Annotated in this window: 15 protein-coding genes and 1 tRNA gene; 5 read left to right on the top strand and 11 right to left on the bottom strand. The window is 71.1% G+C overall.

Annotation, left to right across the window (positions count from 1 at the left end; genetic code table 11):
• Positions 1-28: 28 nt before the first annotated feature.
• The 8 genes from ACU6WZ_RS07545 to ligD form a co-directional block, all read right to left on the bottom strand.
• The gene (locus ACU6WZ_RS07545) at positions 29-1,486 is read right to left on the bottom strand and encodes a penicillin-binding transpeptidase domain-containing protein (RefSeq protein WP_447032344.1); all 1,458 of its coding nucleotides are present in this window, start codon (positions 1,484-1,486) and stop codon (positions 29-31) included.
• A complete protein-coding gene (locus ACU6WZ_RS07540; protein ID WP_447032343.1) occupies positions 1,483-2,862 on the bottom strand; it encodes an FtsW/RodA/SpoVE family cell cycle protein in 1,380 nt (459 codons plus the stop codon). Before ACU6WZ_RS07540 ends, ACU6WZ_RS07545 begins: the two co-directional genes overlap by 4 nt.
• A gap of 175 nt (positions 2,863-3,037) precedes the next feature.
• Positions 3,038-3,535, bottom strand: coding sequence for an SH3 domain-containing protein (locus ACU6WZ_RS07535; RefSeq protein WP_447032342.1), 498 nt, complete (start codon positions 3,533-3,535; stop codon positions 3,038-3,040).
• A 152-nt stretch (positions 3,536-3,687) separates the two neighbouring features.
• A complete protein-coding gene (locus tag ACU6WZ_RS07530) occupies positions 3,688-4,923 on the bottom strand; it encodes a histidine kinase dimerization/phospho-acceptor domain-containing protein (RefSeq protein ID WP_447033912.1) in 1,236 nt (411 codons plus the stop codon).
• A 65-nt stretch (positions 4,924-4,988) separates the two neighbouring features.
• Complete coding sequence (locus ACU6WZ_RS07525; protein ID WP_447032341.1) at positions 4,989-5,729, bottom strand: hypothetical protein; 741 nt, start codon at positions 5,727-5,729, stop codon at positions 4,989-4,991.
• A gap of 88 nt (positions 5,730-5,817) precedes the next feature.
• The gene (locus ACU6WZ_RS07520; protein WP_447032340.1) at positions 5,818-6,117 is read right to left on the bottom strand and encodes a zinc ribbon domain-containing protein; all 300 of its coding nucleotides are present in this window, start codon (positions 6,115-6,117) and stop codon (positions 5,818-5,820) included.
• Positions 6,118-6,249: 132 nt separating this feature from the next.
• Positions 6,250-7,236 (bottom strand): ATP-dependent DNA ligase, encoded by a 987-nt coding sequence (locus ACU6WZ_RS07515; protein WP_447032339.1) that lies wholly within the window; start codon positions 7,234-7,236, stop codon positions 6,250-6,252.
• 5 nt (positions 7,237-7,241) lie between these two features.
• On the bottom strand, positions 7,242-8,141 hold the full coding sequence (gene ligD / locus ACU6WZ_RS07510) for a non-homologous end-joining DNA ligase (protein ID WP_447032338.1): 900 nt from the start codon (positions 8,139-8,141) through the stop codon (positions 7,242-7,244).
• Between the two features lie 61 nt (positions 8,142-8,202).
• Between ligD and ku the strand changes: the two genes are divergently transcribed.
• From ku to ACU6WZ_RS07495, 3 genes are all read left to right on the top strand, one after another.
• Complete coding sequence (gene ku / locus ACU6WZ_RS07505) at positions 8,203-9,246, top strand: non-homologous end joining protein Ku (protein WP_447032337.1); 1,044 nt, start codon at positions 8,203-8,205, stop codon at positions 9,244-9,246.
• Between the two features lie 201 nt (positions 9,247-9,447).
• Positions 9,448-11,502, top strand: coding sequence for a phosphocholine-specific phospholipase C (locus tag ACU6WZ_RS07500; RefSeq protein WP_447032336.1), 2,055 nt, complete (start codon positions 9,448-9,450; stop codon positions 11,500-11,502).
• A gap of 365 nt (positions 11,503-11,867) precedes the next feature.
• Positions 11,868-12,353, top strand: a complete 486-nt coding sequence (locus ACU6WZ_RS07495; protein ID WP_447032335.1) for a hypothetical protein — start codon at positions 11,868-11,870, stop codon at positions 12,351-12,353.
• Positions 12,354-12,400: 47 nt separating this feature from the next.
• Here the strand turns inward: ACU6WZ_RS07495 and ACU6WZ_RS07490 are convergent, their stop codons facing one another.
• The 3 genes from ACU6WZ_RS07490 to ACU6WZ_RS07480 all read right to left on the bottom strand — a co-directional run bounded on the left by ACU6WZ_RS07490 (position 12,401) and on the right by ACU6WZ_RS07480 (position 13,512).
• Positions 12,401-12,814, bottom strand: coding sequence for a type II toxin-antitoxin system VapC family toxin (locus ACU6WZ_RS07490; protein ID WP_447032334.1), 414 nt, complete (start codon positions 12,812-12,814; stop codon positions 12,401-12,403).
• Positions 12,811-13,074, bottom strand: coding sequence for a CopG family transcriptional regulator (locus ACU6WZ_RS07485; RefSeq protein WP_447032333.1), 264 nt, complete (start codon positions 13,072-13,074; stop codon positions 12,811-12,813). The genes ACU6WZ_RS07490 and ACU6WZ_RS07485 overlap by 4 nt, the downstream gene beginning before the upstream one ends.
• Positions 13,075-13,440: 366 nt before the next feature.
• Positions 13,441-13,512 (bottom strand) — tRNA-Arg (locus ACU6WZ_RS07480).
• Positions 13,513-13,636: 124 nt separating this feature from the next.
• On the opposite strand from ACU6WZ_RS07480, the gene ACU6WZ_RS07475 reads away from it, so the two are divergent.
• Positions 13,637-14,119: a response regulator gene (locus ACU6WZ_RS07475; RefSeq protein ID WP_447032332.1), complete on the top strand. Its 483-nt coding sequence runs from the start codon at positions 13,637-13,639 to the stop codon at positions 14,117-14,119.
• 64 nt (positions 14,120-14,183) lie between these two features.
• Positions 14,184-15,323: an ArgS-related anticodon-binding protein NrtL gene (gene nrtL, locus ACU6WZ_RS07470; protein WP_447032331.1), complete on the top strand. Its 1,140-nt coding sequence runs from the start codon at positions 14,184-14,186 to the stop codon at positions 15,321-15,323.
• Positions 15,324-15,339 lie beyond the last annotated feature (16 nt).

Here is a 15,339-nt window from a genome sequence, read left to right as displayed (position 1 = left end):
ACGATCCAGCGCCCCGATGCCACCGCCATCAGCGCTCCAGCGCCGCCTCCATGACCGCCCGGGCGACCGGCGCCGCGCTGCCGCCGCCGCTGATATCGCCGCGGTCCGCCGACGCGTCCTCCACCACCACGGCGACCGCGACCGCCGGCTGGCTCTCGCCCTTCTTCTGCGCCCAGGAGATGAACCAGGCGTACGGTTTGCCCGCGTTGCCGATGCCGTTCTGCGCCGTGCCCGTCTTGCCGCCGACCCTCGCGCCCGGGATCGCCGCGTTCGAGCCCGTGCCCTTGCGGACGGCGTCGACCATCATCCGCTGCAACTGCGTCGCGGTGACCGGGTTCATCGCCTGGTGGAGGGTCCGCGAGCCGTTCCGCTCGACGACGTCACCGTCCGACTGCGTCGACTTGTCGACCAGATACGGAGCCTTGAGATCACCGCCGTTGGCGACCGCCGCGGCCACCATCGCCATCTGGAGCGGCGTCGCCCTCGTGTCGTACTGCCCGATGGAGGACAGCGCGAGCTGGTCGGGCGTCATGCTGAGGTCGAAGTTGCTCCCGGAGACCCGGAAGGGGACCTTCAGCCCGTCGTCGTTGAACCCGAACCTCCGCACCGCCTCCAGCATCCCCTCCATCCCCACCTTGACGCCCAGGTTCGCCATCACCGTGTTGCACGAGAACCGGATCGCGAACTCCAGCGACGCGTTGCGGCACCCGCTCACCTCGTTGGGCAGCGTGGTGCTGGTGCCCGGCAGAACGTAGGGGTCGGGTGTCCTCGTCGGGGCGCCCGGATCCGTCACCACCCCCGAGTCGAGCGCCGCCGCCGCCGTCACGATCTTGAACGCGGAGCCGGGCGGGTACGTCTGCCGGATCGCCCGGTTGAGCATCGGCTGGCTCGCGGCGCCGTTCAGCCGCGCCCAGGCGTCGGCGACCTTCCCGCCGGTGCCCGACAGGAGCTGGGGATCGTACGAAGGGCTGCTCACCAGCGCCAGGATCCTGCCCGTCGACGGTTCGATCGCGGCGACCGCACCCCGCCGGCCGTCGAGCCGCCCGTACGCCGCCCGCTGGACCGCCCCCTCGATGGTCGTCACGACGTCCCCGCCAGGCTGCTGCGAGCGGGTGATCTCGTTCCACAGGGGGAGCGGGGCGAGCATGGGGTCCGTTCCGGAGAGCACGGCGTCCTCGGTGTTCTCAAGGAACGCCGTGCCATACGTCTGGGAGGCGTAGCCGGTGACCGGCGCGTACAACGGGCCCTGCAGATAGGTTCTTTCGTAGCGCAGTTGCTGCCCGCTGTCCCGGGACCCGGTGACCGGCCTCCCGTCGACGAGGATGTCCCCGCGGGCCTGCGTGTAACGGACGATCGTGGCGCGGCGGTTGGCCGGATTGTTGTCGAGCGACTGGGCCTGGAGGACCTGGATGCGGGCCGCGTTCACCAGCAGTGCGACGAGCAGCAGCAGACACAGGGCGGCCGCCCTGCGGATGTAGCGGATCACTTGGCGTCCTCCGCGATGGTCGCGATGACACCGGGTTCGACGTGCTCGGGGCCCGGTCTGCGGGCCGAGTCGCTGACCCGGATCAGCAGGGCCACGATGACCCAGTTGGTGACGACGGACGAGCCGCCCTGCGCGAGGAAGGGCATCGCCATGCCGGTCAGCGGGATCAGGCCCATCACGCCACCCGCGATGACGAACACCTGGAGCGCGACGATCGAGGCGAGGCCGATCGCCAGCAGTCGCCCGAACGGGTCGCGCAGGGACAGGCCGGCCCGGTAGCCGCGTGCGACCAGCAGGGCGTACAGCAGGAAGATCGCGGTGAGGCCGGACAGCCCGAGTTCCTCGCCCGCCGTCGCCAGGATGAAGTCGGACTTCGCGGCGAACCCGATGAGGATCGACTTGCCGGCGCCGAGCCCGGTACCGAGGGTGCCGCCGGCCGCGAAGGCGAACAGCGACTGGGCGAGCTGGCCGGGGCCACGCCCGGCGTCGATGGACGCGAACGGGTCCAGCCAGTCCTCGACGCGGCCGTGGACGTGCGGTTCGAACGACCCCACGGCGAAAGCGCCCACCCCCGCCAGCAGCAGGCCCACCACGATCCAGCCGGTGCGGCCCGTCGCGACGTACAGCATGATCACGAAGAGTCCGAAGAAGAGCAGCGAGGTGCCGAGATCGCGCTCCAGCACGAGCACGCCGACGCTGAGCAGCCAGATCGCGACGATCGGGCCCAGCACACGCCCGGTGGGCAGCTGCAGCTTCCAGATCTGCCGGCCGGTGTGCGCGAGGGCGCCCCGGTTGGCCGCCAGGTAGGCGGCGAAGAAGACAGCCAGCAGGATCTTCGCGAACTCGCCGGGCTGGAAGGACAGGCCGCCGATCAGGATCCAGATCTTCGCGCCGTTCACCGCGGGGAAGAAGATCGGCACGATCATCAGGACCAGGGCGGCGGCGACCGACAGGTACGCGTACCGCTGCAGGACGCGGTGGTCGCGCAGCAGCGTCACCACACCGATGAACAGCGCCACGCCGAGGGTGGACCAGATGAGCTGCGTGGGGGCCGCCTGGTCCTTGGGGGTCTCCAGGTCGAGCCGGTAGATCAGCACCAGACCCAGGCCGTTGAGCAGTACCGCGATGGGCAGCACCAGCGGGTCGGCGTACGGGGCGCGGAAGCGGACGGCGAGGTGGGCGAGGAGCGCGAGGACACCGAGGCCGGCGCCGTAACCCGCGGCGTCCGGCGGGACCGTGCCGTTCCTGGTGAGACCGACGTCGATGTAGCCGTACACGGCGATCAGGACGGCGCACACGAGGAGCGAGAGCTCGACGCCGCGCCGCTTGGGGAGGCGTACGTCGGGCGGTGGCGTGTCCACCGTCGTTGCGGTCATGTCCGGCAACGTAGCAAGCGGGCAGGCTGAATGTCCGTATATGTAATGGGTTACGCCGTGGGTGCCGGGCATGGCTGCTGCTCACTCCCGGGGAGGCCGCCGCGGCGTGGCCGGGGTCCCCGGGGGTGAGCGGTGCGTGAAGGAGCAGTGCGCTGAGGGGCGGGCTGTCAGTGCGTCAGCACCAGCGCGGGGAGGTGCCGATGTTCTCGATGTACTTCGCGGAGCCCCAGGCCCAGGTGCCGTTGCTCAGGAGGTACCAGCGGTTGTTGCCGTCGACGTTGTCGCCGCGGGTCTTGCAGAAGATGTTGACCTTCGCTCCGTAGGGCTTCTTGCCGATGACCTTGCTGCTGCGGGTGGGCCGGTCGCGCAGCAGGAGGCCGGACCTGGCGATGACTCTGCCCTTGAACGGGCTCGCCTTCGTGGTGTCGTAGCTGCCGTAGGGAGCGGCGTCGCGGGCCTCGGCGTCGCGGGCCTCGTGGTCGTACACCTCGTGGTCGTACACCTCGTGGTCGTACGACTCGTTGTCGTACATCTCGGCGTCGTACGTCCCGGCCGTCGGCGGGACGGGGTCCGAAGAGGCGACCGCGGGGCCGGCGGCGGCGAGGGCGGCGACGGCGCCGGCGGCGACGTACACCCCGAACCTGTTGAACGGGGACCGAGGGTGCGGGGACATGCTGCCTCCTGAGGCGGGAGAGGCCTTCGCCGCGGCGAAGGGCGGTGAGGGGATTCCGGTCGGCGCCGCCGCCCCTGTCGGACGGGCAGTCAGAATCCGGTTCTCGACTCGCCCGATTCACGCTAATTTCATCACTTAACACACGCAAGTCGTCACCCCGTGTGCGCGCCGCCATTCGAGGGTGCGTCGAGTTCACCGGGATCGCCCGCCGCCACCTCCGGCAGCGTCAGCGTCGCCACCGCCCCCGCGTCCGGCCCGTTCGAGAAGGCCAACTCGGCGCCGATCGCCGCCGCCTGACCCACGGCGATGGTCAGCCCGAGACCGTGCCCCTTGCCGCCGGCGCGCGGCTCGGTCCGGAAGCGCTGGGGACCGTGCGCCACCAGGTAGGCGGGGTAGCCCTCGCCGTGGTCGAGCACCGACACCACGGGGCCGTCCACGGTCAGGACGACCGGCGGCAGGCCGTGCTGGTGCGCGTTGCCGATCAGGTTGCCCAGCACCCGCTCCAGCCGCCGCCGGTCGGTCTCCACCCAGGCGTCCCGCACGATCCGCACCTGCGTCGCCGTCCCCGATACGCGCACTACGCGCTCCGCCAGTCGGCCGAGCCGGTGCACGTCCGGGCTGATCTGCTCGCTGCCGGCGTCCAGCCGGGAGATCTCCAGCAGGTCCTCGGTCAGCAGCCGCATGGCCCGCACCCGGTCCTGGACGAGCTGGGTCGGCCGCCCCTCCGGCAGCAGTTCGGCCGCCGCGTGCAGCCCGGTCAGCGGCGTGCGCAGTTCGTGCGCCACATCCGCGGTGAACCGCCGCTCGCTTTCGAGCTTGCCCTGGAGCGTCGCCGCCATCGTGTCCAGCGCCCCGGCGACCGTGGCCACCTCGTCCTGGGGCCGCCTGCGCCGGTCGGCCCGTGGGTCGTTGACGCGGGCGTCGAGGTCGCCCGCGCTGATGCGGCGGGCCACCCCGGCGGTCTGGTGCAGCCGCCGCGTCACCCGGGTGACGGCGAGGACGCCGACGAGCAGGGTCGCGGAAATGGCGAGGAAGGACGACCCGACGATGGCCCGGTCCAGGCCGGTGATCGTACGTTCGCCCTGGCTGTAGTCGATCTCGGCGGCCATCGCGCGCCCGTCGGCGGGGGCGGCCGCCCACATGGTGGGGCGGTCGGCGTAGTCGCTGACGAGGGTGCCGCGCCGGCCCGAGAGGGCGAGGTCACGCAGCGCCTCGGGCAGCCCGGCCGGGTCGATGGAGGTGCCCGGCGGGAGCGGGTCGCCCGCTTCGTACGCCCGGGTCGCCTCGTCGAGGCGGGCCAGTGCCTTCTCGCGGGCTTCGCCGATCGTCTGGTGGGTCACCGCGACATGCACCAGCGTGCCGAGCAGCGCGGCGAGCGCGCAGCACATCACGGTGATGAAGGCCGCTGCCTTCCACGTCAGCCGCCCGGCCCAGGCCGGCAGCCGGGGCGGCCTCAAGAGCCACCGCCGGGAGCGGCCGCCGTGGGCCCGCCCTCGCGGCCGACCCGCAGGATCTCGTCGCTGGTGGGGAGCATGGCGCGCTGACGGCCGTCCCAGGACCAGGAGGTCCGGTACTCGTATCCCGCGATGTTCGACGGCGCCCGGATGATCAGGTTCCGGCCTGCCAGTGACACGCCGATCACGGCGTCCGACGAGTCCATGATCCGGGTCAGGCCGCCGCCCCTGGCCTGGTAGCAGCGGACCACGAGCTGCCCCTTCGGCAGCGTGACACCGAGGATCAGCTCGTCCTCGCCGTCCCCGGTCAGGTCCCGGTAGTACGCCTGGAGTACGGGACACGCCTTCGGCCGTGAGTCGCACGCGCGGAGCCTGGCGGCGGTGTCCTTGTGGCTGCCGTCGGCCCCGCTGTACCCGTCCGGGTGTGCGGCGACCTCTGCCCGTACGACATCGAGCGGCTTCACCCGGCGTACGTCGCCGCCCGCCACCTTGATGCCCTTGACCTTCTCGGTCTCGCCCTCGCCGTAGTCCAGCGGGGGCACCGACGCGGGCGTACGGTCCGGCCACAGGCGGGTGGGACCGACGGCGGCCGGGGTGGCCCCGGCGTTCTCCAGCTCGCCCGGGTCGGCGCAGCCCGCCAGCACGGTGAGTGCCGTCAGTGCCGTCAGTGCGGTCAGCGCCGACAGCAGGCGTGCTGCTGCCGGCAGCGGCGAGGCTGCGTGGGGGGTGGGACCGGCCATGAAGACATACAACCTCAAGACCGGGCGGCCGGTGTTAGTGGCGCCGGTGGCGCTGCTGGCGTTACTGGTGCCTGCGGTGCGGCTGGGGTCAGTGGTGGAGCCCCTCGCCGTGGTACCCGGGGGCCGACTGCCCGCCCTGGCTGCCCGGTGCCGCCTGAGCCTGCGCCTGGAGCTGGTCCGCCTGCTCCTTGCCCACGGGATGCTCGGCGCCGCAGAAGGTGCACTGCGTCGAGTACTTCGTCGAGAACGCGAACAGCGGTACGAAGAACAGCGTGAACTTGCTGACGCGCTTCTTGAGCGTGTGCGCGGCGGGATTGCCGCAGTTCCCGCACACCAGCGTCAGCATCGCGAGCTGGTAGAGGTAGCCCTTGCTGCCAAAGATAATCATTTGTGGTCCCCTCCGTGAATGGTCCGTGCACTGCTGTCGAGTCTGCACCAAGACCAGGATGCCGGGTCGGCCCGGTCGCGTCAGCCCTGGTAAGCGGGTCACCGCTCACCGCTCGGCCTCACGGCGTATCGCTCACCCGTCCGCGTACCGCAGGCGCTGCACCGTGGACGTACCGCCCCGGCCGGCGTTGCGGCGTACCTCGGCCAGCAGGCCCGCCGCCACCCGCCGGTACGCCACCTCGCCGAGCCCGACCGCGACGATCCGCCCCTCCCCGGCGTCCGCGCCCACGGCGTGCTCCGCGCCTTCCTCCGCCCCCGCCAGCGCGTCCCGGGCCTGCACCCGCACGGCCGGTGACAGGGGGCTCGACAGCACCGGATCGCCGTCGCCGTCGCTGGCGTCGCCGTCGTCGCCCGGCAGGACCAGCACCAGCGCACGCGGCCGCCGCGCACTGCCCGTGTAGCCGACGACCACCGCGTCAAGGGTGTCCGCGTGCCGCACCTTCAGCCAGGACTTGCTCTCCCGCGGCCGGTACCGCGAGGCCAGCCCCTTGCACACCAGCCCCTCCACCCCCAGTGGCACCAGCGCGTCGTACCAGAGCAGCGCCTGCTCGTGGTCGGTCGTCGCGAGTACCTTCTGCACCTGCGGGCCCGCACCCTGCAGCGCGGCCCCCAGCAGCTCCCACCGTCGGTCGAGCGGCAGTTCGCGTACGTCGCGACCGGGGACCGCGAGCACGTCGAAGACCACGTACGCCACCACCACCCCACCCGCCACCCGCGCCGCGTGCGGCCGCATCAGCTTGCCGAAGTCGAAGGCGCCCCCCACCCACGCACACACCTCCCCGTCGAGCACCAGCCCGGCCGGCAGCGCGGCGACCGCCGCCGCGATGTCCGGGAAGTCGCGGGCCATGTCCCGCCCGGACCGCGACTGCAACACGGCGGAAGCGGGCCCGCGAGCGAACGCCACGCACCGGTATCCGTCCAGCTTGACGCTGTACTGCACCCCGCCCGCGAGCCCGTTCGCCGCCGGAATCGCGGCGGCCGGCCGAGGCCGCATCACCCGCACGGGCGGCTCCACCACGAGTTGCGGCGTCAGTGGGGGCGTCCGCTGCTCCTCGCCCACGCCGGTCACCTCCCCGGCTGCGGCAGCGGCCGCGCCCGGCCCGCATCGAGCAGCGGGCCGAGCAGGTCGCCGTACCGCTCCAGCCGTACGCCCATGTCGCCCGCCAGGAACACCAGCCGCCCCGCAATCGCCCGTCCGGCCGCCACCTCCTCCCAGGTCACCGGAGCCGATACGGTCGGCTCCTGCCGGGCCCGCAGGGTGTAGGGGGCGGCCGTCGTCTTGGCGGCGGCGTTCTGGCTGAAGTCGACAAAGACCTTTCCCGGCCGCAGCGCCCGGGTCATCCGGTGCACCACCAGCCCCCCGAGTTCGGCCGCCGCCTCCACCGCGAGCCCTTTCGCGTACGCCGACACGTCCTTCGACGGCGTCGGTTCCAGCGGCGCGAGCAGATGCAGCCCCTTGGAACCGGACGTCTTCGCGTACGCCTCGATTCCGTCGGCCGCGAGCCGCTCCCGCAGCCACAGTGCGACCTCGCAGCACTCCGCGACGGTCGCGGGCGCCCCCGGGTCGAGGTCCAGGACCAGCCGGTCGGCGACGCCGGGCGCGGCGGCCGTCCACTGCGGCGTGTGGAACTCCACCATCAGGTTTGCCGCCCAGATCAGCGTCGGCAGGTCCTGTACGAGCACCTGGCGGGCCACCTCCCCCTCGGTGCGCGAGACCTTCGCCGTCTCCACCCATGCGGGCGTACCCAGGGGCGGATTCTTGGTGAAGAAGAGCTGCCCGTCGGGGCCGTCCGGGTAGCGCAGGAAGGAGATGGGCCGCTCGCGCAGATGGGGGAGCAGTACGCCGGCGGCCGTGGCGTAGTAGTGCAGCACCTCGCCCTTGGTGGTTCCGGTGGCCGGGTACACGATCTTCTCCAGATTGCTGAGGGTCAGGCGCCGCCCAGCCACCTCGGTAATGGGCGACATAAGATGAGAATCCCACTTAAGGACCGCAAAACACTACCTAAGCAATGCAAGGGGACGAAACGTGCGATCCATCTGGAACGGCGCCATCTCCTTCGGGCTGGTCAGCATCCCGATCAAACTGGTGAACGCCACCGAGAACCACTCCATCTCCTTCCGGCAGATCCACACCGCCGACGGCGGCCGGATCCGCTACCGCAAGGTCTGCGAGGTCGACGGCGAGGAGGTCCCGTCCTCCGAGATCGGCAAGGGGTACGAGGAGGCCGACGGCGCGATCATGCCCATCACGGACGACGACCTGGCCTCCCTCCCGCTGCCCACGGCGAAGACGATCGAGATCGTCGCGTTCGTACCCGCGGCCTCGATCGACCCGCTCCAGATGGACGCGGCGTACTACCTGTCCGCGAACGGTGTCCCCGCCGCCAAGCCGTACACGCTGCTGCGTGAGGCGCTCAAGCGCAGCGAGAAGGTCGCCCTGGCCAAGTTCGCGCTCCGGGGCCGCGAGCGGCTGGGCATGCTGCGGGTGGTGGACGACGTGATCGCGATGCACGGCCTGCTCTGGCCGGACGAGATCCGTACGCCCGAAGGGGTGGCGCCGGACACCGAGGTGAAGGTCCGTGACGCCGAACTCGACCTGGCGGACGCTCTGATGAACACCCTCGGCGAGGTCGACCTCGACTCCCTGCACGACGACTACCGCGAGGCGGTCGAGGAGATGCTCGCGGCCAAGGCCTCAGGCGCCGGGGGCGCCACGGAGTCGGCGGCGCCGGCCAAGGGAGGTGGCGGTCAGGTCATCGACCTGATGGCCGCGCTGGAAAGCAGCGTCAGGGCGGCGAAGGAGTCGCGGGGCGAGGGCGGCGCGGACGGCGAGGTCGCGGACGTCACGCACATCGGGGGAGGTGAACCGGTGAAGAAGACGGCCGGAAGCAAGGGCACGGCCAAGAAGACCGGCGCTGCGAAGAAGACCACGGGCAAGCAGGCGACCGACAAGCAGTCGACCGCGCGTGGCAAGAAGTCGACAGCCAGAAAGACGGCGCCAAGCAAGAAGGCGGCAGCCAAAAAGGCCCCGGCCAAGACCACCGCACAGAAGAAGCGCACCTCCGCCTGACAAGTCCGCCTGACGAGTCCGCCTGACGAGTCCGTCCGACGAGTCCGTCCGACGAGCCCGCCTGACGGGTCCGCCTGGCGAGTTGGCGACGTGGACCGCCAGCTTTCACGCCCGCGTCACCGCCCCTTCCCTTCCGCTCGGTCCTCTTGGAACATTCAGTTCGCTCCTCCGTTCCCCCACACCCCAAGAGGCCGCACACTCATGCGTGAAATCAACCGCAGGCGCTTCTTTCAGATCGCGGGCGCGACCGCGGGCTTCGCCGCCCTGTCGAGCAGCATCGATCGGGCCGCCGCCATCCCCGCAAGCCGCCGCTCCGGGACGATCCAGGACGTCGACCACATCGTCGTACTGATGCAGGAGAACCGTTCCTTCGACCACTACTTCGGCGCGATGAAGGGCGTACGCGGCTTCGGTGACCCGCGCCCGGTGACGCTGCCCAGCGGCAAGCCGGTCTGGCACCAGGCGGACGGGAACAAGAAGGAAACGCTGCCGTTCCACCCCACGGCCGACGACCTGGGCATGCAGTTCCTCCAAGGTCTCAACCACGACTGGGCGGGCGGCCACAAGGCGTACAACAACGGCAAGTACGACCAGTGGGTGCCGGCCAAGACGCCAACGACGATGGCGTACCTGACGCGCGAGGACATCCCGTTCCACTACGCGCTCGCCGACAAGTTCACCGTCTGCGACGCGTACCACTGCTCGTTCATCGGCGCCACCGACCCCAACCGCTACTACATGTGGAGCGGGTACACCGGCAACGACGGCACGGGCGGCGGCCCGGTCCTCGGCAACGAGGAGCAGGGCTACGGCTGGACGACGTACCCCGAAAGGCTCGAAAAGGCCGGGATCTCCTGGAAGATCTACCAGGACACCGGCGACGGGCTGGACGCGGCCGGTCACTGGGGCTGGATAGGCGACGCCTACCGGGGCAACTACGGCGACAACTCCCTCCTCTACTTCAACCAGTACCGCAACGCCAAGCCCGGCGACCCCCTCTACGACAAGGCACGCACCGGCACGGACGTGGCGGCCGGCGACGGCTACTTCGACGAGCTGAGGGCCGACGTCAAGGCGGGCAGGCTGCCGCAGATCTCGTGGGTCGCCGCTCCGGAGGCCTTCACAGAGCACTCCAACTTCCCCTCCAACTACGGCGCCTGGTACATCGCGCAGATGCTGGACGCGCTCACCTCCAACCCCGAGGTGTGGTCCCGTACGGCCCTGTTCATCACGTACGACGAGAACGACGGCTTCTTCGACCACGTCGTCCCCCCGTACCCGCCGGCTTCCGCCGCACAGGGCAAGTCGACGGTGGACGTCTCCACCGAGCTGTACGCCGGCGGATCCGCGTACGCCGCAGGCAACTACGGCCTCGGCCCGCGCGTTCCGATGCTCGTCGTCTCCCCCTGGAGCACCGGCGGTTACGTCTGCTCCGAGACCTTCGACCACACCTCGATCCTCCGCTTCATGGAGCAGCGCTTCGGGGTACGCGAGCCGAACATCTCGTCGTGGCGCCGAGCGATCTGCGGCGACCTGACCTCGGCGTTCGACTTCAACGCGGCCGACACCCGCCCGGTCGACCTGCCCGACACGGCGGCGTACGAGCCCCCGGACCGCGAGCGCCACCCCGACTACCGCCCCACCCCGCCCGCCACCGGCAGCCTCCCCAAGCAGGAGCCCGGCTCCCGCCCGGCCCGCCCGCTGCCGTACGCCCCGTACGTCGACGGCGCCGCCAACACCTCCGACGGCCGCATCGCACTCACCTTCAGCCCGGGGACAGGCGCCGGGGCGCAGTTCTACGTCACCTCGGCGAACCGTACGGACGCCCCCTGGACGTACACCGTGGAGGCGGGCAAGTCGCTCACCGACACCTGGAACTCCTCGTACTCCCAGGGCGCCCACCACCTCACGGTCCACGGCCCGAACGGCTTCCTGCGCACCTTCAGGAGCCCCGGCAAAACGGCCGGCCCCGAGGCGACGGCCCGCCACAACGCGACCACGGGCAACCTCGACCTGAAGCTGACCAACCGCGGCACCAGAGACGCCCACCTCATGGTCACCAACACCTACGGCGGCGCCCCGCAAACCTTCACGGTCCGCCCCGGCGCCGCCGTCACCCACACGGTGAACCTGCTCACCACGAAGCGCTGGTACGACGTTTCGGTGACATCCGGCTCCACCTTCCTTCGCCGCTTCGCCGGCCACGTGGAAACCGGCACCCCCGGCGTAAGCGACCCGGCCACAGCCACCACCTGACCCCCGCTCCTCCGTCCCCCTCCCCGCGACCGGCCCGGCACTCCACCGAGTGCCAGGCCGGCCCGCTTTCGCCCCGCCGTACGGATCGCCGCGCCGATCGCGCGCCGCCATGTGCGCCGCTGCACCGTGCGTGCACCCTGGGCGGCAGCCTGGCTGCCAGTCACTCTCAGTCTCTGGCAGCCGCCTCCGACCGCGCTCCGGCGCACGTACCAGGGGGAACAACGATGACGTCGATGCACCACATCCCGAACTCGGCCTCGCAGTGGTCGCGAAGCACCTTCGGAGACTTGGCGGCCACACTGGCAAGAGTGATACCGCAGTGCATGGTCCGCGCCCACGCTCGCGCACGTGAGGGCCATCAGGGAGTGCACACCCAAACGCTGGAGGCGTACGGTCACGGGCTCCACGCGGTCCAGTACGAAGAGCTGGCGACAGGCCTGGCCGACCTTCCCGGCGCCACCGCGGTACGTCTCCAGGCACGAACCGTGATGGTGGTGGCAGGCCACGTCCTCTATCCGATTCGTTACGCCAAGGCCGACGTACCCGTGACTGTCGCCCGACTGCGCCGCGCCGTGGGGCTGCGTGCCGACCTGATACGGCGACACGGTCCGGAGCCCACGCAGGGCGAACTGGACCTGGGCCTGGTGGAGCTCCAGGAGGCCGAGATGCACGCTGACTTGAACCAACTCGCCCCGGACACCGGCCTGGTGCTCCTGGCGTACGCCTGCTCGATGGACAGGGGCGTCATGCGCCTGGAGTGGGGAGACGCGGAACTCCGCCGAGGCGACCGCCACCTACTCTGGCATCATCACGAGCCCCTACCCCTCCCCGACGAGCGCCGCACGGCCTGATCTCCGCCCACGAGACCGGCGCCCGGACGCCCTTCGGCCGGCGGCGGTCAGACCTTGATGACGGTGACGCGTCTCCCGCACAGGCCGGTGAGGTCAGCGGGATCGGAGGTGAGCACCGTAACCGGTCCGGGGGCGGCGAGAGCTGTGGCGCTGAGCATGGCGTCGATGGCGTACTTGTGGCCGTGCAGGCCGGCATCGGCGAGGAGGGCGGCGGCATGGCGGGAGATCGGCTCGGTGACCGGTTCGACGACCAGGCGGGACAGAGTCCATTCCAGGGCGGGGCGGTTGATGCCGGGATGGACCACTTCCACCAGCGTGGCCGCGGATGTGATGACCCGTAGGTCGTCGGCACGCGCGAGCGCGAGCCAGCCGGTGACTGTGCGGTCGCGCAGGACTGCCTTTGCCAGCCCTTCGCTGTCGAGGACGAGGGTGCCGCCGGGGGTTGCGGGCGAACGGCTCACGCGGCGTCAGCCCCGCTGTGCGTCTGCTCCTGGCGGGCCTGGTGAAGCTGGTCGCGCAGAGACTGGATTTCCTCGTCGGTGACGGGCCCGTGCTCGGCCTCGGCAACCTGAACGAGTTCGTTGAGATTGTCGCGTTCGATCTGGCGGGCGACGGCGGCGGTCACGTAGGCGGACAGGCCCGAGGGGCCGCTGCGGGCCCGGGCGGCTTCCGCGATGTCTCGCGGCATGGTGATCGAGTACTTGCTAGTAGGGTCACTCATGCTGCTTATCCTACCCGCGATGCCCCCGGTAGGCGGGGCAATGGAACTCCAGGGAGAGGCATCAGATTTCGCGCGTGCCAATGCCATGGAAGCGGCGGCTTGCCGCGTTCACCTGGCCTCGCCGGGCGACGCCGTCAGCACACGGAGCGCAGGGGCCGTTCGTCCCACGCATGTCCAGCAGCAAGCAAGACCCGGGCTGTGCGTGGGACGGGGAATGCGCAACTGTCCCACGCCGGCTTCCCAAACACCCCTGGGCAGAGCCCTGATGGCAGTCAGCTGCACATGGCCAACCTGGCCGCACGCGTCTTGGTACGCACAAGAAAGGCCCTGACCGGCATTTCTGCTGGTCAGAGCCTTGTTCCGGAGTGCCCCCGGCAGGATTCGAACCTGCGCACACGGCTCCGGAGGCCGTTGCTCTATCCCCTGAGCTACGGGGGCGTACCGCCGCGGTGAGCGGCGACGGGTTGAACACTACCAGCTCCTGACGGGTGTCCAGGAACAGTTCAATCGGCCCCCGCGCGGCCCTCACGCACCGGAACCGCGTCCCCCGCGCGGGGGAGAAGTGGGGAAAAGCCGGACGCGGTGGCGGGGGGCAACCTACTCTCGAGTTGTGCCAGGCGTGTCCGGCCGCGTGCTTGTTGTGGACGACAACAAGGTCATCCGGCAGCTGATCAGGGTCAACCTCGAGCTGGAGGGCTTCGAGGTGGTGACCGCGGCTGACGGTGTCGAGTGCCTGGACATCGTGCACGGCGTCCGGCCCGACGTGATCACGCTGGACGTCGTGATGCCGCGCCTCGACGGGTTGCGGACCGCCGCTCGGCTGCGTGACGATCCGCGGACCGCGCATCTGCCCGTCGCGATCGTCAGTGCCTGTACGCGGGCCGATGTGGACGCCGGGTTCGCCGCCGGTGTCGACGCCTTTCTCCCCAAGCCGTTCGAGCCGGCCGAGCTGGTCAGGATCGTACGGGAGTTGATGCTCAGGGAGGCCCCGCCGTCCGCCGACGGCAGGCATCAAGCCGGGCAGGCGGGGCGTACGGTCGGCTGACCGGGCTGACCACATCGCGAAACCGGGTCGCGGAAGTGCCCCCCTCCTCCCATACGCTTGTCCCGTGACCCCCGCCGATCTCTCGCGCACCGTGCTGCGCTCCGTGCGCCGCGCCGTCGAGGAGGGCGGGCTGCGGGCGGCCGTGCCCGAACGGGTGCAGGTCGAGCGGTCGCGGCCGGGTGGGCGCGGGGACTACGCGACCAACGTGGCGATGCGTCTCGCCCGCGACGCCGGTGTCCCGGCGCTCCAGATCGCCGAGACGCTCCGCAAGGGCCTTGCCCAGAGCCCCGGGATCGCCGCCGTCGAGATCACCGGCCCCGGGTTCCTCAACATCACCCTGGATGCGACCGCGCAGTACGGGCTCGCACGTGACGTGCTGGAGCAGGGGAGCCGCTTCGGGTACGGGGACGCCCTCGCCGGGCAGGTCCGGCCGCTCGACCGCCCCGCCGAGATCCATCCCGCCGAGATCCGGGCTGCCGTCGTCGCCCAGGTCGTCGGCAGGATTCTGCGGTCGCAGGGCGCCGACGTACGGTACGTACGGGTGGAGGGCGCTCCCCTCGTGGCCGTCGACCCCGACTGGGCCGCGCTGGGGGTCGAGACCGACGGCCAGGCGCTGGACATGGTGCCGCCCATGGCGCTGCCCCCGGCCGAGTACCCCACGTCAGGCGCACGCCCCGTCCCCGCCGGTGTCCCCGCCCGCGAGCTCCTGCGCCGCTTCGGCCCCGACGCCGCCCGCTGGGCGATGCTGCGGCCCGTGGCCCATGACCGCCCACGCTTCGACGACGACCTGCTCGCCCAGCGCGCGAGCAACCCTCTCTTCCGTATCCGGTACGCCCACGCCCGGGCCTGTGCCCTCACCCGCGGCGCGGACCACCTGGGCTTCACCCGTGCCTACGGGGACATGGGGGGCGGGGGAGACAGGGGGGCGGGTGGCCCCGCCCCTTCGGCCGCCCTGTTGGCCGCGCTCGGCTCGTACCCCGGCGTCCTCGCCACCGCCGCCCGCCGCGAGGCTCCCGACCGGCTGGCCCGGCACCTCGAAGTCACCGCCGACGCGTTCCTGGCGTTCCAGCACACCGTCCTGCCCCTCGGCGACGAGAAACCCTCGGTCGCCCACCGCTCCCGGCTGGCCCTCGCCGAGGCCGCCGGGACGGTGCTCGCCGGCGGCCTGTCCCTCCTCGGCATCAGCGCACCCGAACATCTGTGAGAGAGACAGAAGGACC

This window comes from Streptomyces hypolithicus (assembly GCF_052934925.1).
The sequence above is the reverse complement of the archived record's forward strand: the minus strand, read 5'-3'. Positions and strand labels throughout refer to the sequence as shown.